This window comes from Microbacterium resistens, assembly GCF_031456305.1.
Lineage (GTDB): Bacteria > Actinomycetota > Actinomycetes > Actinomycetales > Microbacteriaceae > Microbacterium > Microbacterium resistens_A.
This window is the reverse complement of record NZ_JAVDUM010000017.1, coordinates 80,319-102,795: the sequence shown is the minus strand read 5'-3', so window position 1 is coordinate 102,795 and position 22,477 is coordinate 80,319. Positions and strand designations below refer to the sequence as shown.

The following is a 22,477-nucleotide window of genomic DNA, read 5'->3' as shown; positions in this document are numbered from 1 at the left end:
ATCAACCCCACCAAAAACTACTGGCGCAACAACGAGAAAGAGCCCGGCCGATGGCCGGGCTCTTTCTCATAACTTGTCATCTATGCCGCGACTCAACACATTGTGGACCTGAGGGGACTCGAACCCCTGACCCCCTGCATGCCATGCAGGTGCGCTACCAGCTGCGCCACAGGCCCAGAATTGTCTGCGGAGCTCCGCGACAACCCGTTCAGCTTACTACAGCCCGAGTTGAGGATGCGAATCGGTGCGGGCCTTCGACGACACCGGGCGTGTTGCCGCGGAACACCGACGGCGGGGCGGGCGTTGCATCCGGCGTGAACGTCCTCCAGAGCATCGTGATCGGCGCCGGCCAGGCCGGACTCTCCTCCTCCTACCACCTGAGGCGCATGGGGATCGACCACATCGTGCTCGACGCGAACGATGCGCCGGGCGGTGCGTGGCAGCACCGCTGGGACGCGCTCACGATGAAGGACGTCCACGGCGTGGCCGAGCTTCCTGGCGACACGCCGCCTCCGCGGACGGAGAGCCGGGCGAACACGGCCGTCCCCGCATACTTCTCGCGCTATGAGACCGAAAACGATCTGCCGGTCATCCGTCCCGTTCATGTCGACGAGGTCGAGGACCGGGACGGAGTGCTCGTCGTGCGGGCGGGAACCCGCGAGTGGCGCACACGGACGCTCGTGAACGCCACCGGCACATGGACGCAGCCCTTCCTCCCGCACTACCCGGGGATGGAGACGTTCCTCGGCGAGCAGCTCCACACTGTGGACTACCCGGGGCCGGAGCACTTCCGCGGGAAGCGGGTCGCGGTCGTGGGCGGCGGGGCGTCCGCCGTGCAGTTCCTCGGGGCTCTGGCTCCGATCACCGAGACGCTGTGGATGACGCGGAAGCCGCCGGTCTGGCGGACCGACGACTTCACCCCGGAGGCGGGAGCGGCGGCGGTCGCCCTCGTGGAGCAGCGCGTGGCTCAGGGACTGCCTCCGCAGAGCGTCGTGAGCGTCACCGGACTGATGCTGCGGCCCCAGGAGCAGGAGGCCGCACGTCTCGGCGCATACGACGCTCGACGGCCGATGTTCTCGACGATCGAGCCCGATGGCGTCCGCTGGGCGGACGGCTCCTTCGAGCCCGTCGATGTCATCCTCTGGGCGACCGGGTTCCGCCCGGCGATCTCGCACCTCGCCCCGTTGCACCTGCGGAGCGCAGCCGGCGGTATCCAGCTCGACCGAAGCGGCCGGGGCACGACGGCCGTGATCGATCCGCGTATCCAGCTCGTCGGGTACGGGCCGTCGGCGAGCACGATCGGCGCGAACAGAGCGGGACGCGCGGCGGCGCGCGGTGTCCAGCGCTTCCTCTCCACGCAGGCGGGGCCCGCGATGGGCAAGGAGAGGGTCTCCGTGGAAGCAGCGAGCGGGGCGGGCTGAGCACGACGGTTGGCCGGGTGGAGCAGCACACGGGCCCTGACTAATCTGTGAGCATGCTCAAAGCCATCGGGATGGTCGTCTGGTTGGCGCTGTCGGCCGTTCTGCTCATCTGGGTCGGTGAGGGGCTCTTCGGAGTCGATCAACGCCAGTCGCTGTTGTCCTGGACGGGCGACACCCTGATCGTGCCGATCCTCGCCGGGACGTTCTGGGGGCTCCTCCTGACCTTCGGGTCGCTGGCCGGGCCTCGTCGCCGCCTCCGTGTGCGCAGCGGTCGGACGCGGGTCGGAGTCGGCACGATCGTCGAGGTGGGCGCCACAGGCCTCACGGTGAACGACGTGCCCCAGTACGACATCTTCATCCGGGTGAGCCCCGACACCGGCGGCGACTTCGTCGGACAGCTGCGGACGCTCGTCCCGCCGCAGGAACAGGGCATGCTGGGGGCGGGACTACCCCTCCCGGTGCGCTTCGATCCGGAGAACCACGGGAGCGTCGCGATGGCGGACCCGCGAGAGCCGGAGGTGGCGACGGCGCTGCTGGACTGGCGGATCGCGAAAGGCCTGATCGATCCGACCCAGGTGCGTGCGCGGACGACCGGGGAGCAGGTGCCCGCGGCCGTCCTCGCGGTCCGACCGACGGGGAGACGCCGGGAGGGACAGTCCGAGCTCGCGCTGCGCGTGCTCCTCACCCCGGATGGCCGGGAGTCCTGGGAGGCGGACACCACGGTGTTCGTCTACCCGCAGGCGATCGGACGCCTTCAGGTGGGGTCGCCGATCTGGGCGTTCTATCGCCGGGAGGATCCGCGGACCGTGGCGATCACGATCGAGAAGGAGGCGGGGCGCTGATGATGGACACGCTGATCTGGCTCGCGAACTTCCCGGTCCGCAACGGCTACGCGATGGTCTTCGTGGCCGGCTTCTCGATGATGGGTCTGATCGCCCTGGCCTTCCGGCGCCCGGCGGGTCGGGACCGGCTGGCCGCCGTGCGCGCCAGGGAGGGACTTGTCGAGACGGATGGCGGAGACTCCCTGCGCCGGGTGGGCGGGCATCTGCGCGCATGGGCGTTCCGTCTCCTCTTCGCGATCGTCGCGGCCGGGGGAGTGCTCGGCGTCCTCGGTCTCTGCAACGTGCCCGTCACGAGCGCGTACATCCATGCCAACGGCACTGAGGCGACGGCCACCGTGGAGGGGAACTGGGTGTCGTTCACCGCGAGCGACGGCCGACGGTACACGCTGGAGAACCCGTTCTTCGCATCCGCCGCCTACCCCGACGCGAACGCCTCCGTCGGCTGGGGCGGCGCGCCGGTGACGGTCCGCTATCTGCCGGGACATCCGCAGGCGTTCGTCATCGACACCGAGTCCCTGCCCCGGCCCTGAACGGATCCGCCCGGTCCGCCGGGTCTGCTCGCCCCGTCACCCCGCGGGCGCCGGCTGCGAGATCCGCGTCGCGTCCGCGATGAGCGCGCCGATCTTGGTCCCGATACACAGGCTCACGAAGATCAGGGGCGCGGCGGCCAGAGCCTGAGCGTCGAAGGAGGCGAGCGCGACCAGCCCGACGGTGCCTGGGACCAGGAGGAGGAACGCCGGCTGGAAAGACACGGTCGCGGGCACCGCCGAGGCGATGCGCTCCAGGATCCGGGCCGCGAGGAAGAGCAGCGCCGCGGCGATGCCGGTGGCCACCGTGCTGCCCGTGATCGGCGTAAGCAGCATCAACGTCGCGTAGGTCGAGGTCATCACGAGGACGGTCGCGAGCGTCAGCCGGAACCCCGCGCCGAAGCTCAGGCCGATCCCGATGGCGAGCACGACGACGCCGGCCCAGGAGAGCCAGAGCGGCGGCACCGCCTCCCAGCCGCCGTGACCTGTGACCTGCGCCGTCTCGCCGACCAGCGCGGCGGAGTGCGGATCGACGCGTAGTCCCGTCACCGCGGCGCCGGCGAAGATGCCCGCGGCCATGAACGCCAGCATGATGATGCCGTAGACGAGGCGGGAGGCGCCGGCGACGATGTCCGCGGCGGTGAGCTCGAGGAGCGCGTTGGTGATGAGGGCCCCTGGCACGAGGATCGCCACCGGGGCGCACACGGCGAACAGCGGGACGGTCCCGAAATCGAGGGCGGCTGCGACCGCACCGACGGCGACGGTGGAGAGGAACGCCACGACGAACGGGACCACGGCCGCCGCCGCGCGCAGGCGGTCGGTGGCGACGATGACGGCGCTCACGAGCGCGCCGACCAGGAAGGAGAGCAGCACCGCCCACCACGGGCAGCGGAACAGCGTCGCCAGCCCGGCGGAGAGCAGCGCGCCGCCGAGCACGCGCTGGAGACCGGGTGCTCGGCGCCGGATCGCCCTGATGCGATCGATGTGGGCCGGAGCGGTGCGGAGATCCATCCGCCCCGTCTCGAGCCGGCGGGCGAGCCGGCTGGCGTGCGCGGCCTGGCGAAAAGTGAGGGCGGTGCCGACCGTGGTGCCGATCGTGGTCGCCCCGGCGAGGCCGACACGGCTCACGAGCACCTGCTGCGGCAGGACGGCGAAGGTCAGCTCGATCCCGGGGGCGGCGGCAGCGGCGACCTGCTCCAGGGTTCCGCGGACATCGGTGACGGACAGCCCGGCGTCCAGCAGCAGTGCGCCGAGGTCGCCGAGCACGGCATCGGGGGAGCGGGTGGTGGGGGACATCAGGAAAGATCGTAGGGCCTCGCCCGGTCCGCGCAGGAACGTCGGCGCCGGCTCCTAGGCTGGACGGATGCGGAGGATCGGACGGGCGGGCGCCATGCTGCTCGCGATCGTGCTCCCGGCGATCGTCATCGGACCGTGGTCGCCCGCCTCGGCGGACGCCTCCGCGGCGCGGGTCGAGGTCGTCGATGCGGAGGACTCGTCGTTCGCCGAGGAGGCGGCCTCCCGCGTGGCCGCGCTCGACCTGCGGCAGCAGGCGGCCAGCGTCGTGATGGGGCACGTGCCCACGACCGATCCGGTCGTCCTCGCCGCGTCGATGTCCGGCGGGCTCGGCGGCTTCCTCCTGATGGGGGCGAACATCCCGGGCACGGAGGGGGAGCTGCGCCCGATCACCGCCGCGCTGACCGCCGACCCCGGGTTCCCTCCGCTGATCGCCGTCGACGAGGAGGGCGGAGACGTCACCCGGCTTCCCTGGGATCTCCTGCCGGGTGCCGACACGCTCAAGGGCACCGAGCCCGCGGCGGCGGAGGAGGCGTTCGCCGCTCGCGGCTCCCTTCTCGCCCGCGCGGGCATCGGCGTGAACTTCGGGATCGTCGCCGATGTGGCGTCGGGGCCGGGGTCGTTCATCTTCTCGCGCGCGTTCGGGACGACGCCCGCTGCCGCGGCGGAGCGCGTCGACGCGGCGGTCCGGGGCGAGGCGCCGTTCGCGCTCTCGACCCTCAAGCACTTCCCCGGGCACGGCGCGGCCGAGGGGGACTCGCATTCGATGATCCCCCGCACGCCGATGACGCTCGACGAATGGCGCTCCTCCGTGGCGCCCCCGTTCATCGCGGGGATCGAGGCGGGCGCACCGCTCGTGATGCTCGGCCATCTCGCCTACACCGCCGTCGATCCACTGCCCGCCTCCCTGTCGCCCGCGTGGCACACGATCCTCCGGGACGAGCTCGGCTTCGACGGGGTCGTCGTGACGGACGACCTGGGGATGCTGGTCTCCTCCGGGGTCCCGGCCTACGCCGATCCCGTGGCGGACGCGGTGGCGTCGCTCGCCGCCGGCAGCGATCTGGTGCTCATGGTCGTCGGCTCCGACACGGGGACGGCGTCGCGCATTGCGGAGGGGATCGCGGTGGCGGTGGAGAGCGGAGCGCTGCCCGCGGGCCGTCTCGCCGAGGCCGCCACGAGGGTGGCCGAGCTGCGGCTGCGGATGGCGGCGTCCCCGCCCGGCTGGCAGCCCTGTCCGGAATGCCGGCCCGCCGCGTGAGCAGGCCGAACGGCGCGGGCGCGGAGTTTGGCGTCGTGCCCGGCGATCAGGGGACGAGCTCGTCCGCCGGGGCCCCTCGCCAGGCGCGGAGGATGGCGTGGCGGAGGAGGTTCCCCCGGTCGGCGAATCCGCGCTGACGGCGGACGTACTCGGCCTTGCCCTCCGCGGTCTCGATCGGGACGGGGACGACGCCCCAGGCCGAGAGGTCGTAGGGGGCCGCCTCCATGTCCAGGCGGCGGATGTCCCGCGCGAGCTCGAAGGCGTCTAGCAGGAGCTCGCCCGGCACCAGCGGGCCGAGCTTCATCGCCCACTTGTACACGTCCATGCCGGCGTGCAGGCAACCAGGCTGCTCCAACGAGGGCTGGTCCTTTCTGGTCGGCGCGAGTCGATTCCGGGGAACCGCCTCGGGCGTGAAGAACCGGAATGCGTCGAAGTGCGTGCAGCGGAGGTCGTGGGACTCGACGACCTCATCGGTCCCGGCAGGGCCCAGCCGGAGCGGGGCCGGGTGCCGATGCGCGTCCGCGCGGTAGACCATCGCCCACTCGTGCAGACCGAAGCAGCCGAACTGACCGGGACGGGCAGCGGTGCGGGACAGGATCCGTTCGATCAGCGCGGCGAGCTCGGGCTTGTCCGCGGCGAAGGCCGCGGCGTCCGGGACGACGACCCCCGGGTCGGGCCCCGGGGAGTACCACCGCCAGGGGATCCGGTCCGGCGCATCCGCGAGCGCGATCCCGGCGCCGGGGTGCCAGCGGCGGAGCCGCGCCGGACGGTAGGAGTAATAGGTGAAGAGGAAGTCCCACACCGGATGCTGCTCGCCGCGAGCGGCGCGTTCGCGATGGGCCGCGGTGAGCTCGTCGGCACGTCGTTCGTGGGCGGCCGCGCGGGCGCGCCAGTCCTCCGCGGGAAGCGTCGTGCGGATCGAGGGCATGGCGTGCGGCTCCGTCAGCGGATGACCCCGGCCTCGGCGAGCTTCTCCAGGATCCCCGCCCCGTTCTCGGCGCTCACCCAGGGTACGGACCCCTCGGAGTGATCGTCGCCACCGGTCGTCCTGCCTCCGGCGAGGACGGCCTCGGCGGGGAGCAGACGACGGATGGCGACGCCCGCCACCGCGTGCGGATGCTCGGCGAGGAACTGCGAGTAGATGGCCTCGTCGTGCTGCCCGTCGTCTCCGATCAGGAGCCAGCGGACATGAGGGAACTCGGCGGCGAGGCGGCGGAGGTTGGTGAGCTTGTGCTCGCGTCCGCTGCGGAACCAGCGATCGTGCGTCGGGCCCCAGTCGGTGAGCAGGATCGCGCCGGAGGGGAAGAGGTGCCTGGTCAGGAACCGGGTCAGGGTGGGGGCGATGTTCCAGGCGCCGGTCGAGAGGTAGATCATGGGCGAGCCCGGCTGCTCGCGTCGCACCCGTTCGAGGAGGACGGCCATCCCCGGCACGGGGATCCGGGCGTGCTCGTCGACGACGAAGGAGTTCCACGCCGCGATCAGCGGACGGGGCAGCGCGGTCACCATCACCGTGTCGTCGACGTCGGACACGACCCCGAAGGTGACGTCGCCCGGGACGACGAAGACGCGGGCCTCGATGGGCTCCTGGCCCTCGACGGACATCGTGAGGGTCTGCCATCCGGCCGGAAGGTCGGCCTCGATACGGCAGTCGATCACGCCGCCTCGGTCCGCGGTCACATCGTGGACGTGGCCGCCGATCGTGACCTGCACGGTCGAAAAGCTGACCGGGATGCCCACGAAGCTCCGCCACCCGCGGACGCTCGCGAACTCGCCGGTCGCGGTGCGGCGACGGGGCGGGACGATGAGGACCCGCCCGAGGACGCGGACCCATCCGGGCCCGCCGTATCCCGGGAAGGGCAGGACGGTCGCGGTCCGTCCCCGCCTGCGGGCACGCCTCTCGCGCCACGCGTGGAAGCGGTGCTCCAGGCGGGCGAACCAGTGGATCCGTTCGGATCCGTGGCGGGAGGGGGACATCCTCCCCAGTCTTTCACGTCAGGGGATCAGTCGAGGACGCCGGACGCGGTGTCCTCGGCATCGAGGACCATGTGGCGCTCCTCGCGCTTCTCCAGGACCTTCTTCACGACCAGGATCACAATGAGGAACGCGGCGATGACGCCGACGAAGACGTAGCCGGCGAAGTGGACCTGCTGCGAGAGCTCCCGATAGCTGCCGGCGGCGAGCGAGGCGACGCTGACGTACGCGGTCGCCCAGAGGATGCAGGCCGGTGCCGTCCAGGCGAGGAACCGGCGATAGGCGTAGCCGCTCATCCCCACGGTGAGCGGGACCAGCGAGTGCAGCACCGGCAGGAAGCGGGAGAGGAAGATCGCGATGCCGCCGCGACGCTGCAGATAGCGCTCCGAGCGCTCCCAGTTGTGCTCGCCCACTTTCCGCCCGATCCACGAATGACGGATCCGCGGGCCGAGCCACCGGCCCAGCCAGAAGCCGATGCTCTCGCCGATCAGCGCGCCGACCACGACCACGGCGCCGAGGACGACGCCCTCCCACACGGAGCTGACGCCCATCGAGGAGACGATCACGACGGTGTCGCCCGGGACGACGAGTCCGATTAGGATGCTCGTCTCCAGCATGATCGCGATGCCGGCCAGCAGGGTTCGCAGAACGGGGTCGACCGACTGCACGGCGTCCAGGATCCAGAGCAGGATGTCGTCCACGGCTTGAGAATAGGCGCGAGGGCTGTCAGTCGGCTGGGATAACCTGGGATATCCCCGCCTTCCTGGCCGTTCCGTCTTTCGCAGAGATAGGTCGTTCGTTGTCTGAGAACCCGTCGTCCACCGCCTCCTCCGTCGATGAGCCCCTGGCGGCGCACGCGCTTCAGGCCAAGTGGCAGAGGTACTGGGCGGAGAACGCGACGTTCCAGGCGGGCGACGCGACGGACGTGCGCCCCCGGAAGTACGTGCTGGCGATGTTCCCCTATCCGTCCGGCGACCTGCACATGGGCCATGCGGAGAACTATCTCTACTCCGACATCGTCGCCCGCTTCTGGCGTCACCGTGGGCACAACGTCCTGAACCCCATCGGCTGGGACTCGTTCGGACTGCCGGCCGAGAACGCCGCGATCCGCCGAGGGGCCGACCCCCGTGAGTGGACCTACCAGAACATCGCCCAGCAGAAGGCCGGCTTCGAGTCCTACGGGGTCTCCTTCGACTGGAGCCGGGTGCTGCACACCTCGGACCCGGAGTACTACCGCTGGAACCAGTGGCTGTTCCTGAAGCTGCACGAGCGGGGACTGGCGTACCGCAAGAAGAGCCCGGTCAACTGGTGCCCGAACGATCAGACCGTGCTCGCGAACGAGCAGGTCGTCGACGGCCGCTGCGAGCGGTGCGGCGCCGAGGTGGTGAAGAAGAACCTCACGCAGTGGTACTTCCGGATCACCGAGTACGCGGACCGGCTGCTCGACGATCTGAACCAGCTCGAGGGGCGCTGGCCGCACAAGGTGCTGCAGATGCAGCGCAACTGGATCGGCCGTTCGATCGGTGCGGACGTGGACTTCCGCATCGAGGGCAGGGACGCCCCGGTGACGGTCTTCTCGACGCGCCCGGACACGCTGCATGGTGCGACCTTCTTCGTGGTGGCCCCGGACTCCGATCTCGCGGCCGAGCTCGCCGCCGGTGCGCCGGCGGACGTGCGCCAGCGGTTCCAGGACTACCTGACGCAGGTGCAGAAGGCGACCGACATCGACCGGCAGTCCACGGACCGCCCGAAGACCGGTGTGTTCCTGGAGCAGTACGCGATCAACCCCGTCAACGGAGAGAAGCTCCCGATCTGGGCGGCCGACTACGTGCTCGCCGACTACGGACATGGGGCGGTCATGGCCGTGCCCGCGCACGACCAGCGCGACCTCGACTTCGCGCGCGCCTTCGACCTGCCGGTCACGGTCGTCGTCGACACGACGGCTCCGGTGACCGGGGCGATGCCCGTGATCGAGGTGGACGAGGAGGGCGTGCCGATCGACACGGCCGAGGCGTTCGATGACCAGCACCCGTCGAAGACCGGCATCGCCCTCACCGGCGACGGCCGGATGATCAACTCCGGCCCGCTGAACGGGCTCTCCAAGCGGAACGCGATCGCGCGCGCCATCGAGTCCCTGGAGGCAGCGGGGACGGGGCGGGCGGCGAAGAACTATCGCCTGCGCGACTGGCTGATCTCCCGGCAGCGGTTCTGGGGCACGCCGATCCCGATGCTGCACACGACCGACGGCGGCATCGTGCCCGTGCCGGAGGACCAGCTCCCGGTGCGCCTGCCCTCCGTCGAGGGCCTCGACCTCGCCCCGAAGGGGTCCTCTCCGCTCGGCGCCGCCGAGAGCTGGGTCCGCACGGTGGACCCGACGACCGGGGAGCCCGCCCTCCGCGACCCCGACACCATGGACACCTTCGTGGACAGCTCGTGGTACTTCCTGCGCTTCCTCTCCGCGCAGCGCGACGATGTCGCCTTCGACGCGGACGAGGCGCGGCGGTGGGCGCCCGTCGACTCGTACATCGGCGGGGTGGAGCACGCGATCCTGCATCTGCTCTATGCGCGGTTCATCACCAAGGTGCTGTTCGACATGGGGCTGATCGACTTCACGGAGCCGTTCTCGAGCCTGATCAACCAGGGGATGGTCATCCTCGACGGCACCAAGATGTCCAAGAGCAAGGGCAACCTGGTGCTGTTCCAGGAGGAGCTGGACGCGTACGGCGCCGATGCGCTCCGCGTCGCCCTGGCCTTCGCCGGTCCCGTGGAGGACGACAAGGACTGGAACGACGTCTCGACCACCGGAGCCCAGAAGTTCCTCTCCCGTGCGCTGCGCATCGCGCAGGACGTGGCAGCGCCCGTCGGCGTCGTCTTCGACGGCGGTGACGCGGGGCTCCGGCGGACGACCCACCGGCTGCTGGCCGATGCTCCTGGGCTCGTCGAGCAGACGAAGTTCAACGTCCTCGTGGCGCGTCTCATGGAGCTGGTGAACGCGGTGCGCAAGACGATCGACGGCGGCGCCGGCGCCGCCGATCCCGCGGTCAGGGAGGCGGCGGAGACGGTTGCGGTGATGCTCGACCTCATCGCGCCGCACACCGCGGAGGAGATGTGGGAGATCCTCGGCCACGAGCCGTCGGTCGGCCTGGTCTCCTGGCGGCAGGCGGACCCCGTGCTCCTCGTCGAGGACACCGTCACCACGGCGGTCCAGGTCAACGGCAAGGTCCGGGCAACCCTCGAGGTGCCCGCCCGCATCGGCGAGGCCGAGCTCGAGGCGCTCGCGCGTGCCGACGAGAAGGTCCAACGCGCGCTCGCGGACAAGGAGATCATCCGGGTCATCGTGCGTGCGCCGAAGATCGTGAGCTTCGCCGTCAAGGGCTGAGCGGTCCTGGCGATCGGATGGCTGGGGGGCTGAGGAGGCAGGGCGGACGTCTTGCGAACGCGTCCCGCCGCGTCCTCGCGGCCCTGGGCGTGTGCATCGCCGCTGCGGCGCTGACCGTCGTCATGCTCGGTCAGCTGGCGGCGACGGTCGACACCCGCAGCTCGATCGGTCAGCTCTGGCAGGGGCATCAGGAGGAGCTCGGCTCCGCGCGGAGCGCCCAGGACTGCGGCCGCGGGGTGTGCACGCAGAGCTTCCAGCACGGATCGGTCTACTGGTCGCGCGCCACCGGCGCCCAGATCGTCCGCGACGACGGCATCGGAGAGACGTTCGGCGTGCTCGGCGCGGTCGAGGCGATGGGACTGCCGCGGGCGGCCGAGCAGGGGGAGGCGGGCGCGCGCTGGCAGGAGTTCCAGCGCGGCGGGATCTTCGCAAGGCACGACGAGGCCGTCGCGGTGCGCGACCGGATGTGGATCGGCTGGCTGCGCAACCGCAGCGATCGCGGGGGTCTCGGCTTCCCGCTCTCCGCGGAGGACCGCGACGACCGAGGCACACGACGGCAGGCGTTCGAGGAGGGGACGATGTACGTCCGGAACGGATCCGCGCTCGCGGTCCGTTCCGAGATCGCCGACGCCTATCGGGACGCCGGCGCCGGTGACGGGGCTCTCGGCTATCCGATCGCCGAGGATCGCGCCGCCGGCGACGGGCGCGTGCAGCGTTTCCAGGGCGGAGCGATCTGGTGGTCGCCGGCCACGGGCGCGGTCGTGGTCCGGGACGGGATCCTCGCCGCCTACGCCGCTCGGGGCGCGGAGGGCGGGGAGCTCGGCTTCCCGATCGAGGAGGCGTCGCCGGTGAGCGGCGGCGTGCGGCAGTCCTTCCAGAACGGTGTGCTCTATCGCGCCGATGGGGACGGCAGCGTCCATGCCGCCAGCGGCGACGTCCAGACGAGATACGCCGAGCTGGGCGGTGCGGACGGCGAGCTCGGCCTGCCGGTCGGCGACAGGACCGCGATCCTGGACGGCTGGTATCAGACCTTCTCCGGCGGGGTGCTGGTCACCTCGCCCGCCGGGGGCACCTGGGCGGTGCCGCCCAAGGCGTTCGAGGCGTTCGCGGCGTTGCCCGCACGGTTCGGGTGGCCCGTGAGAGACCTGTGGTCCGATGCGCGCGGAGCCCACACGGCGTTCGAGCGGGTGGAGACCATCGAGCGGGACGGGGTCCTCTACAGCGCGGAGCCGGTCGACGCCTCGACGGCGATCCTCCTCTGCGACTCCCAATGCGACGGGAACTCCTGGGTGGAGCAGGGTGTGCACGGGAACGGCTTCGGCACGATCGTCGAGCGCGCGTACGGCGGTGGCGGCTACGCGGCCGTGTCGGGATCGCTCGGAACGAGCGTCACCGACGGCGTCGCCTCGCATCGGGTGCTGCTGCCCGAGGGGCATCCGGGCCTGGTGGTGATCACGCTCGGTGGGAACGACGCGTCGCAGCGTCGGTCGCCTGACGCCGTCCTGGACGGGATGCGGCGGCTCGTCGACCTGGTCCGCCAGGCCTACCCGGACACGACGATCGTCATCGACGGAGTGATGAGCCGTCGTGACGCCGGTCATGAGCGGCGCCGGGGCATGGAGGACATCGTGCTCGCGGAGGCGGGCCGACTGGGCTGCCGCACGATCTCGGTGGCCGGCTGGATCAGCGACTACGGAGCGGCGCAGAAGGACGATGTGCATCTCTCGCAAGCGGGACACGACCGTCTCGCGGGACCGTACACCGAGGCGCTGCGAGCGGCGCTGGCCGGCGGCTGAGGCCTCCGGCACCCCACCCGGCGCGTGTCGGCCTGTCGGTCAGTGGGCGGTCGCGATGCCGATGGCGTCGTGGACGATGACGGCGGCGGCACGCGCGCCGGCGCCGGCCGCGACGATGAGCTGCTGCGGGCCCGGAGCCGCGGCATCCCCCGCCGCGTACAGCCCGGGGACGTCGGTGCGTCCCGAGTGGTCGGTGACGAGGTGCCCTGCGGCGTCGACCGAGGGCATGAAGCCGCTGAGGAACGACAGGTCCGTCTGCCAGGCCGGTCGGACGAATCCGCCGTCGACAGCGAGGGAGGCGCCGTCGGCGAGCCGGATCGCCTCGAGCCTCCCGCGCTCACCGACGAGCTCGACGATCCGCGATCGGCGGACGCTCACACCGGCGGACGCCAGCTCGGCCTCCTCCGCGGTGGTGATCACGTCGGCCCCGTGGGTGAACACCGTCAGGTGTCCGGTCCACCGCAGGATGAGACGGGCGCGGTCCGCGAGGTCTGACGACTCGCCGATGAGGGCGAGCTGGCGCCCACGGAGCTCCCAGGCATCGCAGGCGGCGCAGCTGAACAGGCTCATCCCGTAGAAGCCGCGGAGGTTCGGCACATCGGGGAGGGATTCGTGGAGGCCGGTCGTCACCAGGACCGAGCGTGCGGAGACGACCTCCGTGGGGACGGCCCTGCCGATGCCGGCCGTGAACCCGTCGTCGGACCTCCGGAGCGACCCGACACGCATCCGGGAGCGCAGCTCGACGTTCGGGTAGGTGCCGAGCTCGGCGCGCGCGAGGCGGCGCAGCTCGTGCGGCGGCACGCCGTCGCGGGTGAGGAAGCCGTGGGAGTTCAGCGTCGCGGCGTTGCGGGGGCGGTCGGCGTCCACGACGAGCACGCGCATCAGCGAGCGTCCGAGGTTCAGTGCGGCGGAGAGCCCGGCGGGGCCTCCGCCGATGACGAGCACGTCGTACGGGTCCGGCTCAGTCATCGGCGCCGTCCGCCGCGGGGACCTCGGCGATCACCGGGTGGTCGAATGCGTAGGCGCCGACCTTGGCGGCGCCGCCGGGTGAGCCGATCTCTTCGAAGAACTCGACGTTGGCCTTGTAGTAGTCCTGCCATTCGTCGGGGAGGTCGTCTTCGTAGTAGATGGCCTCGACGGGGCAGACGGGTTCGCAGGCGCCGCAGTCGACGCATTCGTCGGGATGGATGTAGAGCGACCGCTCGCCCTCGTAGATGCAGTCCACGGGGCACTCATCGATGCAGGCACGATCCTTCACATCGACACACGGAAGAGCGATCACATACGTCATCGGAGGAGACCCCCGTGACGCGACGCCGCGACGGACGGGAAGGGACGGGAGGAGGACATGGCGAGGAGCGCCTTTCGGTGGGCGGGCTCAGCGGGAACGGAGGGCGAGCGTGCGCTCGATGACCCGGACGAGTCCGGTGTCGACGGCAAGGCCGGCATCGATCGCGTCCGCCCAGCGGCGCGGGGCGACGGCATCCGCCGGCGGCGCAGCGGGCTGTGCGATCTCGTCCGCGGAGTCGGGGCTCAGCGAGACGACGTCGCCGACGACGATCACCGCGGGCGAGCGCACCCGGCGGACCGCGGCGAGATGGGCGATCGTGCCGAGCGTGCCTATGGTGACCCGTTGGTCCTCGCCGAAGCCGTCCTCGATGATCGCGACCGGGCAGTCCGCGCCGCGGAGGCCGTCGGCGAGGATCTGCGCGGAGTGCCCGAGCGTGCTCACGCCCATCAGCAGCACCACCGTGTGGTCGGATCCGCCGGGAATGCGGTCGATCTGCTCGTGGGCGCTGACCACGGTGAAGGAACGGGCGACGCCGCGATGCGTGAGGGGGATGCCGGCGACGGCGGGCACCGAGACGGCGCTGGTGACGCCGGGGACGACCTCGACGGACACCCCGGCTGCCTCGCAGAACAGCTGCTCCTCGCGACCGCGGCCGAACACGAACGGGTCTCCGCCCTTGAGGCGGACGACACGGCGCCCCTGGCGGGCGAGGCGGACCAGCAGGTCGTTGATCCCGTCCTGCGGCACCGGATGGTGGCCGGGGAGCTTGCCGACGTCGATCACCTCGGCGTCGATGCGGACGCCCTCGGCGGCCAGCTGCTCGAGCACGGCGCGTGCGCCGAGCCGATCGGCGACGATCACGTGCGCCTCCTGCAGCGCCCGCAGGCCGCGCAGGGTGAGCAGGCCCGCGTCCCCCGGGCCCGCACCGACGAGCGTCACCTCCCCGCTCACGCCGCTGCTCCGAGCGTGAGACCACGGCGGCGCAGCATCCGCCGTTCCAGCGGCCCGAAGAGCACGAGCTCGATCAGGATGCCGATGGCGAGGATGAGCAGGATGGCACCCAGCACGCCGGCGAGATCCGCGAGCTCGCGAGACTGCTGCAGCATCGAGCCGAGGCCGAAGCCGATCGAGCCACCCATCGCGATGATCTCGGCGGCCATCAGCGATCGCCAGGAGAAGGCCCAGCCCTGCCTGAGGCCCGCGATGTATCCGGGGAGGGCGGCCGGAAGGACCACGGCGCGGGCGAGCTGCCAGCGGCTCGCACCGAGCACGGTGCCCACCCTGCGCAGCTGAGGGGGCACCTGATCGATGCCGGACAGCAGCCCGTTCACGATCGAGGGGATGGCGCCCATCAGGATCACGAAGTAGACGGTGGCGTCGGAGAGCCCGAACCAGATGATCGCGGCGGGCACCCAGGCGACCGACGGCAGCACCTGCAGGCCCGAGATGAGGGGCCCCGCGGCACGCCGCAGCGGCCTCCACTCGGCGAGGAGCAGCGCGACCGGCGTGCCGACGACGATCGCGACGACGAAGCCGATGACGCCGCGTTCGAGGCTCGTGAGGACCGCCTCCTGAAGGCGGCCGGACGTCCACGCATCCCCGAGGGCGACGGCGACCTGGAGCGGACTCGGGGCCTTGTCCGGACGAGGGCTCGCGATGACGATGTAGGCCTGCCAGGCCGCGAGCAGGACAAGCAGGAGCAGGATCGGCGGGAGGGCCTTCGCCAGGGTGCCCCGCCAACGGGCACCGCCCGCGTCGGTGTCGGACTGCAGCCGGTCCAGGCCGGCGGAGAGCGTGCGCAGCTCGTCGAGCTCTGTCGGCGCGGGGGTCTCAGGTGGTGCGATCTCAGGCGGCATTGCGGCGGATCTCCTTCCTGAGCTCGGCGGTGATCTCCGTGGCGAGCGCGGCGACCTCGGGGGACTCGATGCGCCGGCCCGAGGTCGCGGCGATGCGCCATTCCCCGGCCACGCGGCCGGGGCGGCTGGAGAGCAGGACGACTCGCTGTCCGAGACGCGCGGCCTCCCGCACGTTGTGGGTCACGAACACGATCGTGCGCCCGGTGGTGCGCCAGACGCGTTCGAGCTCCTCGTGGAGCAGATCGCGGGTGATCGCATCGAGGGCCGCGAACGGCTCGTCCATGAGCAGCACCGAGCGGTCCTGGGCGAGGGCGCGAGCGAGCGCCACCCGCTGACGCATGCCTCCGGAGAGCTCGTGCGGGCGCTTCTCCGCGGCCTCCGACAGGTTCACCGTGCCGAGCAGGCGTTCCGCCTCCTCCCGGCGGGCTCTGCGGGGGACGCCGCGCAGCTGCAGCGCGAGCTCGACGTTCCTGCGGGCGGTGAGCCACGGCATCAGCGCGGAGTCCTGGAACATGACGGCCGCGCCGCCCGCCGGGGTGACGATCTCCCCGGCGGTGACCGGCTCGAGGCGTGCGATGAGGTTCAGCAGCGTCGACTTGCCGCATCCGGAGGCGCCCAGCAGGCACACGAACTCGCCGGGGGCGATGTCGAGCGAGACGTCCTCGAGCACGATGGGACCGGCGCCGTAGCGTTTCGTGACGTGGGAGATGCGCACGGCGGGCACGGGGGCCGGTGCCGGAGCGGCCAGCGGGGCGACGCTGTCGAAGCTCGGCGTCAGCCGGGCGCCCGTCGCCTCCGCCGGCGCGATCCTCTCCGTGGACGCGCTCATCACTCCTCCCCGAGACCGGCGGCGGAGACGGGGTCCTTTCCGCCCTTCTCGAGCAGCGCGTTCAGGGCGCGCAGGTCGAACAGCCCGTCGATCGAGCCCTCCTTCTGCGTGCCCGCGGCGCGTCCGTTCTCGACGAGCGTCCTGAACGTCGCCGCATCCGGATCGACGGTGAACGTCACGTTCTCCAGGGCCCGTGCGAGCACGTCGTCGGAGAGCCTCTTTCCGGTGGCCTCCTCCAGCTTCGCGTTGATGACGGCGGGCGCCTCGGACGCGTGCGCATCGAGCCAGGCCACCGAGGCGATGTGGCCTTCGAGCAGCTCGCGGACGGCGTCCGGGTGCTTCTCGGCGAACTCCGCGCGGACGAGGAGGACGGTGGTCGGGAAGGCGCCGTCCGGCCACAGATCCGCCTCGTTCACGAGCACGTGCGCTCCGGCGTCGACGACCAGTCGCGAGACCCAGGGCTCCGGCAGCCAGGCACCGTCGAGCTGCCCGTCCTGGAAGAGGGTGAGCGTCTGCGCGTTCTCGGTGGGGGTCACCGTCACGTCGCCGCCGTGGGACGTCGAGGTCTGGAACCCCTCCTTCGCGAGCCAGCTGCGCAGTGCCACATCCTGCGTGTTGCCCAGCTGGGGCGTCGCGATGGTGGCGCCCTTGAGGTCCGACGGGGTGTCGATGCCGTCGCGGACCACCAGCGCGGCGCCGCCCGAGGTGGCACCGGCGATGATGTGCGCCGAGGCGCCGCCGGACTGGATGAATGTGTTGATCGACGGGTTCGGTCCGATGTAGGTCGCGTCGATCGCGCCGGCGGAGAGCGCCTCGATCGCCGCCGGACCGGCGTTGAAGACCTCGGTCTTCACCGGGACGTCGCCGAGGGCGTCCTGGAACAGTCCCTCGGCGAGCCCGACCAGCGCCGGCGCATGCGTGACGTTGGCGAAGTAGCCCAGACGCACCTCGTCGAGGGGCTCGCTCGTGCCCGCGGCTCCCTCGGTCGCGGCCGCGGGCGCGCAACCGGCCAGCATCGCCGCCGTGAGTCCCAGAGCAGTGAGTGTCGTGACGGTACGGGTGATGATCTTCACGGTTCGCCTCCTTAGCGTTCGGTGCTGCGACAGGTGGTGCAGGTCGGGTCGGGGTGGGGTCAGGGCTCGTCGATGACCGTCGCCGCGGCGAGCGTCGCGCCGTCGGCGGGGTGGATCAGCAGCAGTGAGCCGCCGGCGCGGTCCAGGGCGTACGGCTCCAGCGGCAGATCCACGGCGAAGCGGAGACGGACGCGCCCGATCTCGTTCACGCGCAGGACCGACGCGTCCTCGTGCGACAGCGTCTCCAGCTCGCGGCGCGAGAGCACCGCGAGGATCCGGGCCTGCACGGTCGCGGTCGCGTGCTTGACGAGGACTCTGTCGCCCGCGGCGACCTCGCGCGGGTCGAGCTGGAACAGCTCGACCACGGCCTCCCGTCGCCCGGCCGGGGCGGTGCCCGCGGCGGTGATGAGCGCTCCACGTGCGGCATCCAGCTCGTCGGAGAGCGTCAGAGCCACGGATTGCGGTGCCGCGGCGTTGTCCGCCTCGACTCCGGCGACGCGGATGCCGGTGACGGTCGTTCCGTGTCCGCCGGGGAACACCTCGACGCGGTCGCCGACCCGCACGGAGCCGGTCGATATGCGGCCGGCGAGTCCGCGGTAGTCGCGGTACTGCTCGGCCTGCTCGTCGGGGATGGCCGGGGAGAGCCCGCCCTGCGGGCGGATGACGAGCTGCACGGGGAGACGGAAGGGGGCCGTCGTCCGCTCCGCGTCGAACGTACTCGGCAACGTCTCGAGCAGATCGATCAGCGTCGGCCCGCCATACCAGTCGGTGTGCGTGGAGCGGTCGACGATGTTGTCGCCGTCCAGCGCGGACACCGGCAGGACGTGGATGCGATGCAGGCCCAGCTGATCGGCGACCCGCGCCGCCTCGAGCTCGATCTCGATGAACCGGCTCTCGTCGTAGCCGATCAGGTCGATCTTGTTCACCGCGATGACCACGTGCTCGACCCGCAGCAGCGACACCACGGCGAGGTGCCGGCGGGTCTGCTCGACGATGCCTTTGCGGGCATCGACCAGCACGACGACGGCGTCGGCGGTCGCGGAGCCCGTGACCATGTTGCGGGTGTACTGCACATGGCCCGGGCAGTCGGCGAGGATGAAGCTGCGCCGGTCGGTCGCGAAGTAGCGGTACGCGACGTCGATCGTGATGCCCTGCTCGCGCTCGGCCCGCAGGCCGTCGGTGAGGAGGGCGAAGTCGAAGTCGCCGTGCGCGAAGCCGCGCAGACGGGAGGTCGCCGCGACCTGTTCGAGCTGGTCGGCGAGGATCGCCTTCGCATCGTGCAGGAGCCTGCCGACGAGGGTCGACTTGCCGTCGTCGACGGATCCCGCCGTCGCGAAACGGAACAGGGTCTTCGTCGGCCTCTCGCCGCGCTCCGCCGGCTCGACGGTCGTCGGGGTGGTGAGCTCGCTCATCAGAAGTACCCGTCCTTCTTCCGGTCCTCCATGGCGGCCTCGCTGATACGGTCGTCGGCCCTGGTCGCTCCGCGTTCGGTGAGGGTGGAACGGGCGACCTCGGCTACGACGGACGCGGTGTCCGCGGCATCCGACTCCACCGCCCCCGTGCAGCTCATGTCGCCGACGGTCCGGTACCGGACCACCCGACGCTCGACCTCCTCGCCGGCGTGGGGCAGGGAGAAGTCGCCGACGGCCCACCACATCCCGTCGCGGCGGAAGACCTCACGCTCGTGCGCGTAGTACAGCGGCGGCAGTCCGATGCCCTCGCGCTCGATGTAGCTCCACACGTCGAGCTCGGTCCAGTTGGAGATCGGGAACGCGCGCACGTGCTGGCCGGGGAGGTGGCGGCCGTTGTACAGGCTCCACAGCTCCGGGCGCTGATTGCGCGGATCCCACTGCCCGAACTCGTCACGGAGCGAGATGATCCGCTCCTTCGCGCGGGCCTTGTCCTCGTCCCGGCGCGCGCCCCCGAACACCGCATCATGCCGCCCCGTGGCGATCGCGTCGAGCAGCGGCTGCGTCTGGAGGACGTTACGGGTGCCGTCGGGACGCTCGGCCAGCCGGCCGTCGTCGAGGTAGTCCTGCACCCGTGCCACCTCCAGGCCGATCCCGAGGCGCGCCACGGTCTCGTCACGGAACCGGATCACCTCCGGGAAGTTGTGACCGGTGTCGACGTGCAGCACCGGGAACGGCACCGCGCCCGGCGCGAACGCCTTCGCCGCGAGATGCAGCACGACAACGGAGTCCTTGCCGCCGGAGAACAGCAGCACCGGCCGCTCGAACTCCGCGACGACCTCGCGGATGATGTGGATCCCCTCGGCCTCGAGCTGGTCGAGGGCGGAGAGGGCGGTCGCCGGCGACGTCACGATCGTGCTCATAGGTGGAGTCCGCATTCTGTCTTGGCGAGTCCGGCCCACCGGCCGGACCGCGGGTCGTCACCGGCGGCGACCGGTCGGGTGCAGGGCGCGCAGCCGATCGAGGGGTAGCCGTTCGCGATCAGGGGGTTCACCGGCACGGCGTGCACGGTGGCATAGTCGATGAGGTCGTCGAAGCTCCATGCGGCCACCGGGTTGACCTTGACGAGCCCGTTGCGCTCGTCCCAGACGATCAGAGGCGTCTCCGCTCGGGTCGGTGCCTCCTCGCGGCGCACGCCGGTGAACCACACCTCGTATTCGCCGAGGGAGCGCTGCAGAGGCTCGACCTTGCGGCGCGCGCAGCACAGGCCGGGGTCGCGGGCGAAGAGGTCCTTCCCGAACTCTGCGTCCTGCTCCCGCACCGTCTGCTCCGGCCTCACATCGACGATGCGCACGTCCAGCTCGCGCTCGACCTCGTTGCGCGTGAACGTCGTCTCGGCGAAGTGGTAGCCGGTGTCGAGGAACAGCACGTCGACGCCGGGGAGGCTCTGCGCGACCAGGTGCGGCAGCGCCGCGTCCGCCATGGAGCAGGCGACGGCCGCCTGCGCGACGGCGAAGTTCTCACCGACCCAGGCCACGACCTCCGCGGGGGTGGCCTCGTGCTCCCGGCGGCTGCGCAGCTCGGCCGCACCGCGCTCGGCGATCGCCCGCAGCTCCTCCGCCGAGCGGCGGGCGGGCCGCGCGGAGCGGATGGCGACGGACGTGCTCACAGCAGTGCCTCCTCATCGGCCCGGTGCGCCCACTGCGCGAAGCCCTCCGCCTCCTCGCGATCGGTCAGATAGCGGCGGATGACGCGCTCGGTGTAGTCGGCGATGCCGTCGGCGGGGACCTTGAGCCCGCGGACGGTACGGCCGAGGCCCGCCTCCTCGCGATCGGGCCCGGCAAGACCCCCGCCGAGATGCACCTGATAGCCGGGCACCTGCTCGCCGTCGATCGAGACCAGCTGGCCCTTGAGGCCGATGTCCGCCGTCTGGATGCGGGCGCAGGAGTTCGGGCATCCGTTCACGTGCAGGGTGATCGGGCGCCCGATCTCCGGCTCCAGCGCGCCGAGGCGGTCCTCCAGCTGGTGGATGGCCTGCGCGGCGTTGGCCTTGGTCTCGACGATCGCGAGCTTGCAGTACTCGATGCCGGTGCAGGCGATGGTGCCGCGGCGGAACAGGCTCGGCCTGGCCGAGAGGCCGATCGCGTCGAGACCCGTGATGAGGTTCTCCACCTCGGTCCCTGGCACGTCGAGCACGAGCAGCTTCTGATACGGCGTCGTGCGGACGCGCCGGGATCCGTGGGCCTCGGCCAGATCGGCGAGAGCGGTCAGTGTGCCGCCCGAGACGCGCCCGACGAGGGCTGCGGCGCCCACGTAGAAACGGCCGTCCTTCTGCGCGTGCACGCCGACGTGGTCGCCGAGGCCTGTTGGCTTGGGGGCTGCGGGTCCGTCGGGCAGAGGCTCGCTCAGGTACTCCGTCTCCAGCACCTCGCGGAACCGCTCCACGCCCCAGTCGGCGAGGAGGAACTTCAGGCGTGCCTTGTTGCGGAGGCGTCGATAGCCGTAGTCACGGAAGATCCGGGTGATCCCGTGCCAGACCTCGGCGACGCGCTCCGGCGCCACAAAGGTGCCCAGGCGCTCGCCGAGGCGCGGCACGACGGAGAGGGCGCCGCCGACCCAGAGGTCGTAGCCGATGCCCAGCTCGGGGTGCTCGACGGCGACGAACGCGCAGTCGTTGATCTCGTGGACCACGTCCTGGCTCGGGTGCCCGGTGATCGCGGTCTTGTACTTGCGGGGCAGGTTTGCGAGGGTCGGGTCGCCGATGAAGCGCTCCGCGATCTCCCGGATCTGCGGGGTCGGGTCGATGATCTCGTCGGCGGCGATGCCGGCGACGGGGGAGCCGAGGATCACGCGGGGAACGTCGCCGCAAGCCTCCGTCGTGCTGAGCCCGGCCTCTTCGAGCCGGCGCCAGATCTCGGGGACGTCCTCGATCCGCACCCAGTGCAGCTGCACGTTCTGACGGTCCGTGAGGTCGGCGCTGTCCCGGGCGAACTCGGTCGAGATCCCGCCGATCACGCGCAGCTGGCGGGTGGTGAGCTGGCCGCCGTCGATGCGGACGCGCAGCATGAAGTACTCGTCCTCGAGCTCGTGCGGCTCGAGCTGTGCGGTGCGGCCGCCGTCGATCCCTGGCTTGCGCTGCGTGTATAGGCCCCACCAGCGGAAGCGGCCATGCAGGTCCGTCGGATCGATCGAGGCGAAGCCGCCGTGCGCATAGACGGTCTCGATCCGCTCGCGCACGTTCAGTCCGCCGTCGGCGAGCTTGAACTCCTCGTTCGCGTTCAGGGGCTCGCTGCCGTCGACCGCCCATTGACCGTGGGGCTTCGTGGGCGCCCGATGGGTGCGCGTGCGGGCACCACGGCTCTGCGCTGGATGCGTGTCTGTCATCTGAGCTGCTCCCTAGGACGGCTTCGCCTCAACCTAGGGTTCTTGGACAGCGGGCAAGAAGTGTGACGACATCTGGCGTCAGCCGGCGTCACACGGCGTCATATGGCCGAGGGATCGGCGCTCCGCTCTGGTGCGACGCGGCGATGTG

General features: G+C 71.3%; 20 protein-coding genes and 1 tRNA gene. 6 read left to right on the top strand and 15 right to left on the bottom strand.

Going from position 1 to position 22,477, the window contains the following annotated elements; genetic code table 11:
- Window positions 1–103: 103 nt before the first annotated feature.
- Window positions 104–176, bottom strand: a tRNA-Ala gene (locus tag J2Y69_RS17060).
- Window positions 177–314: 138 nt separating this feature from the next.
- Between J2Y69_RS17060 and J2Y69_RS17055 the strand changes: the two genes are divergently transcribed.
- From J2Y69_RS17055 to J2Y69_RS17045, 3 genes are read left to right on the top strand one after another with little or no spacing between them, the layout of a single operon-like run.
- The gene (locus J2Y69_RS17055) at window positions 315–1,421 is read left to right on the top strand and encodes an NAD(P)-binding domain-containing protein (RefSeq protein WP_310022995.1); all 1,107 of its coding nucleotides are present in this window, start codon (window positions 315–317) and stop codon (window positions 1,419–1,421) included.
- A 53-nt stretch (window positions 1,422–1,474) separates the two neighbouring features.
- Window positions 1,475–2,263: a hypothetical protein gene (locus J2Y69_RS17050; RefSeq protein ID WP_310022993.1), complete on the top strand. Its 789-nt coding sequence runs from the start codon at window positions 1,475–1,477 to the stop codon at window positions 2,261–2,263.
- Complete coding sequence (locus tag J2Y69_RS17045) at window positions 2,263–2,793, top strand: hypothetical protein (protein ID WP_310022991.1); 531 nt, start codon at window positions 2,263–2,265, stop codon at window positions 2,791–2,793. Before J2Y69_RS17050 ends, J2Y69_RS17045 begins: the two co-directional genes overlap by 1 nt.
- 36 nt (window positions 2,794–2,829) lie before the next feature.
- On the opposite strand, the gene J2Y69_RS17040 is transcribed toward J2Y69_RS17045, so the two are convergent.
- Complete coding sequence (locus J2Y69_RS17040; RefSeq protein WP_310022989.1) at window positions 2,830–4,086, bottom strand: threonine/serine exporter family protein; 1,257 nt, start codon at window positions 4,084–4,086, stop codon at window positions 2,830–2,832.
- A 67-nt stretch (window positions 4,087–4,153) separates the two neighbouring features.
- Here J2Y69_RS17040 and J2Y69_RS17035 point away from each other — a divergent pair, with 67 nt between their 5' ends.
- A complete protein-coding gene (locus tag J2Y69_RS17035) occupies window positions 4,154–5,341 on the top strand; it encodes a glycoside hydrolase family 3 N-terminal domain-containing protein (RefSeq protein WP_310022987.1) in 1,188 nt (395 codons plus the stop codon).
- Window positions 5,342–5,387: 46 nt separating this feature from the next.
- Here J2Y69_RS17035 and J2Y69_RS17030 read toward each other — a convergent pair whose 3' ends face one another.
- From J2Y69_RS17030 to J2Y69_RS17020, 3 genes are read right to left on the bottom strand one after another with little or no spacing between them, the layout of a single operon-like run.
- The gene (locus J2Y69_RS17030) at window positions 5,388–6,269 is read right to left on the bottom strand and encodes a 3-methyladenine DNA glycosylase (RefSeq protein ID WP_310022985.1); all 882 of its coding nucleotides are present in this window, start codon (window positions 6,267–6,269) and stop codon (window positions 5,388–5,390) included.
- Between the two features lie 14 nt (window positions 6,270–6,283).
- Window positions 6,284–7,315 (bottom strand): App1 family protein, encoded by a 1,032-nt coding sequence (locus J2Y69_RS17025; protein WP_310022984.1) that lies wholly within the window; start codon window positions 7,313–7,315, stop codon window positions 6,284–6,286.
- Window positions 7,316–7,341: 26 nt separating this feature from the next.
- Window positions 7,342–8,013, bottom strand: coding sequence for a DedA family protein (locus tag J2Y69_RS17020; protein ID WP_310022982.1), 672 nt, complete (start codon window positions 8,011–8,013; stop codon window positions 7,342–7,344).
- A gap of 98 nt (window positions 8,014–8,111) precedes the next feature.
- Between J2Y69_RS17020 and leuS the strand changes: the two genes are divergently transcribed.
- Both leuS and J2Y69_RS17010 read left to right on the top strand, forming a co-directional pair.
- Entirely contained in the window at window positions 8,112–10,691 is a 2,580-nt protein-coding gene (gene leuS, locus J2Y69_RS17015; protein WP_310022980.1) for a leucine--tRNA ligase, read from the top strand.
- A 17-nt stretch (window positions 10,692–10,708) separates the two neighbouring features.
- Window positions 10,709–12,487 carry a GDSL-type esterase/lipase family protein gene (locus J2Y69_RS17010; protein ID WP_310022978.1) on the top strand — a complete coding sequence of 593 codons (1,779 nt, stop codon included), beginning with the start codon at window positions 10,709–10,711 and terminating at the stop codon, window positions 12,485–12,487.
- A 39-nt stretch (window positions 12,488–12,526) separates the two neighbouring features.
- On the opposite strand, the gene J2Y69_RS17005 is transcribed toward J2Y69_RS17010, so the two are convergent.
- The 10 genes from J2Y69_RS17005 to J2Y69_RS16960 form a co-directional block, all read right to left on the bottom strand.
- Complete coding sequence (locus J2Y69_RS17005) at window positions 12,527–13,456, bottom strand: NAD(P)/FAD-dependent oxidoreductase (protein WP_310022976.1); 930 nt, start codon at window positions 13,454–13,456, stop codon at window positions 12,527–12,529.
- A complete protein-coding gene (fdxA, locus tag J2Y69_RS17000) occupies window positions 13,449–13,778 on the bottom strand; it encodes a ferredoxin (RefSeq protein WP_310022974.1) in 330 nt (109 codons plus the stop codon). The genes J2Y69_RS17005 and fdxA overlap by 8 nt, the downstream gene beginning before the upstream one ends.
- Before the next feature lie 87 nt (window positions 13,779–13,865).
- Window positions 13,866–14,729: a uroporphyrinogen-III C-methyltransferase gene (cobA, locus tag J2Y69_RS16995; protein ID WP_310022972.1), complete on the bottom strand. Its 864-nt coding sequence runs from the start codon at window positions 14,727–14,729 to the stop codon at window positions 13,866–13,868.
- Complete coding sequence (locus J2Y69_RS16990) at window positions 14,726–15,634, bottom strand: ABC transporter permease (protein ID WP_310022970.1); 909 nt, start codon at window positions 15,632–15,634, stop codon at window positions 14,726–14,728. The genes cobA and J2Y69_RS16990 overlap by 4 nt, the downstream gene beginning before the upstream one ends.
- Window positions 15,624–16,358 (bottom strand): ABC transporter ATP-binding protein, encoded by a 735-nt coding sequence (locus tag J2Y69_RS16985; protein ID WP_310022997.1) that lies wholly within the window; start codon window positions 16,356–16,358, stop codon window positions 15,624–15,626. The genes J2Y69_RS16990 and J2Y69_RS16985 overlap by 11 nt, the downstream gene beginning before the upstream one ends.
- A gap of 104 nt (window positions 16,359–16,462) precedes the next feature.
- Window positions 16,463–17,536, bottom strand: coding sequence for an ABC transporter substrate-binding protein (locus tag J2Y69_RS16980; RefSeq protein WP_310022968.1), 1,074 nt, complete (start codon window positions 17,534–17,536; stop codon window positions 16,463–16,465).
- A gap of 59 nt (window positions 17,537–17,595) precedes the next feature.
- The gene (locus J2Y69_RS16975; RefSeq protein WP_310022966.1) at window positions 17,596–18,948 is read right to left on the bottom strand and encodes a sulfate adenylyltransferase subunit 1; all 1,353 of its coding nucleotides are present in this window, start codon (window positions 18,946–18,948) and stop codon (window positions 17,596–17,598) included.
- Complete coding sequence (gene cysD / locus J2Y69_RS16970) at window positions 18,948–19,883, bottom strand: sulfate adenylyltransferase subunit CysD (protein WP_396653124.1); 936 nt, start codon at window positions 19,881–19,883, stop codon at window positions 18,948–18,950. The genes J2Y69_RS16975 and cysD overlap by 1 nt, the downstream gene beginning before the upstream one ends.
- Window positions 19,865–20,614: a phosphoadenylyl-sulfate reductase gene (locus J2Y69_RS16965; protein WP_310022963.1), complete on the bottom strand. Its 750-nt coding sequence runs from the start codon at window positions 20,612–20,614 to the stop codon at window positions 19,865–19,867. The genes cysD and J2Y69_RS16965 overlap by 19 nt, the downstream gene beginning before the upstream one ends.
- On the bottom strand, window positions 20,611–22,329 hold the full coding sequence (locus J2Y69_RS16960) for a nitrite/sulfite reductase (protein WP_310022961.1): 1,719 nt from the start codon (window positions 22,327–22,329) through the stop codon (window positions 20,611–20,613). Before J2Y69_RS16960 ends, J2Y69_RS16965 begins: the two co-directional genes overlap by 4 nt.
- Between the last annotated feature and the right edge of the window lie 148 nt (window positions 22,330–22,477).

Bases quoted from the DNA above. Each gene is read 5' to 3' on its own strand.
- J2Y69_RS16960 (WP_310022961.1), bottom strand. From the start codon at position 22,329: ATGACAGACACGCATCCAGCGCAGAGCCGTGGTGCCCGCACGCGCACC.
- J2Y69_RS17005 (WP_310022976.1), bottom strand. From the start codon at position 13,456: ATGACTGAGCCGGACCCGTACGACGTGCTCGTCATCGGCGGAGGCCCC.
- J2Y69_RS17010 (WP_310022978.1), top strand. From the start codon at position 10,709: ATGGCTGGGGGGCTGAGGAGGCAGGGCGGACGTCTTGCGAACGCGTCC.
- cysD (WP_396653124.1), bottom strand. From the start codon at position 19,883: ATGCGGACTCCACCTATGAGCACGATCGTGACGTCGCCGGCGACCGCC.
- J2Y69_RS16975 (WP_310022966.1), bottom strand. From the start codon at position 18,948: ATGAGCGAGCTCACCACCCCGACGACCGTCGAGCCGGCGGAGCGCGGC.
- J2Y69_RS17035 (WP_310022987.1), top strand. From the start codon at position 4,154: ATGCGGAGGATCGGACGGGCGGGCGCCATGCTGCTCGCGATCGTGCTC.
- fdxA (WP_310022974.1), bottom strand. From the start codon at position 13,778: ATGACGTATGTGATCGCTCTTCCGTGTGTCGATGTGAAGGATCGTGCC.
- J2Y69_RS17030 (WP_310022985.1), bottom strand. From the start codon at position 6,269: ATGCCCTCGATCCGCACGACGCTTCCCGCGGAGGACTGGCGCGCCCGC.
- J2Y69_RS16990 (WP_310022970.1), bottom strand. From the start codon at position 15,634: ATGCCGCCTGAGATCGCACCACCTGAGACCCCCGCGCCGACAGAGCTC.
- J2Y69_RS17045 (WP_310022991.1), top strand. From the start codon at position 2,263: ATGATGGACACGCTGATCTGGCTCGCGAACTTCCCGGTCCGCAACGGC.
- J2Y69_RS17050 (WP_310022993.1), top strand. From the start codon at position 1,475: ATGCTCAAAGCCATCGGGATGGTCGTCTGGTTGGCGCTGTCGGCCGTT.
- J2Y69_RS17025 (WP_310022984.1), bottom strand. From the start codon at position 7,315: ATGTCCCCCTCCCGCCACGGATCCGAACGGATCCACTGGTTCGCCCGC.
- J2Y69_RS17040 (WP_310022989.1), bottom strand. From the start codon at position 4,086: ATGTCCCCCACCACCCGCTCCCCCGATGCCGTGCTCGGCGACCTCGGC.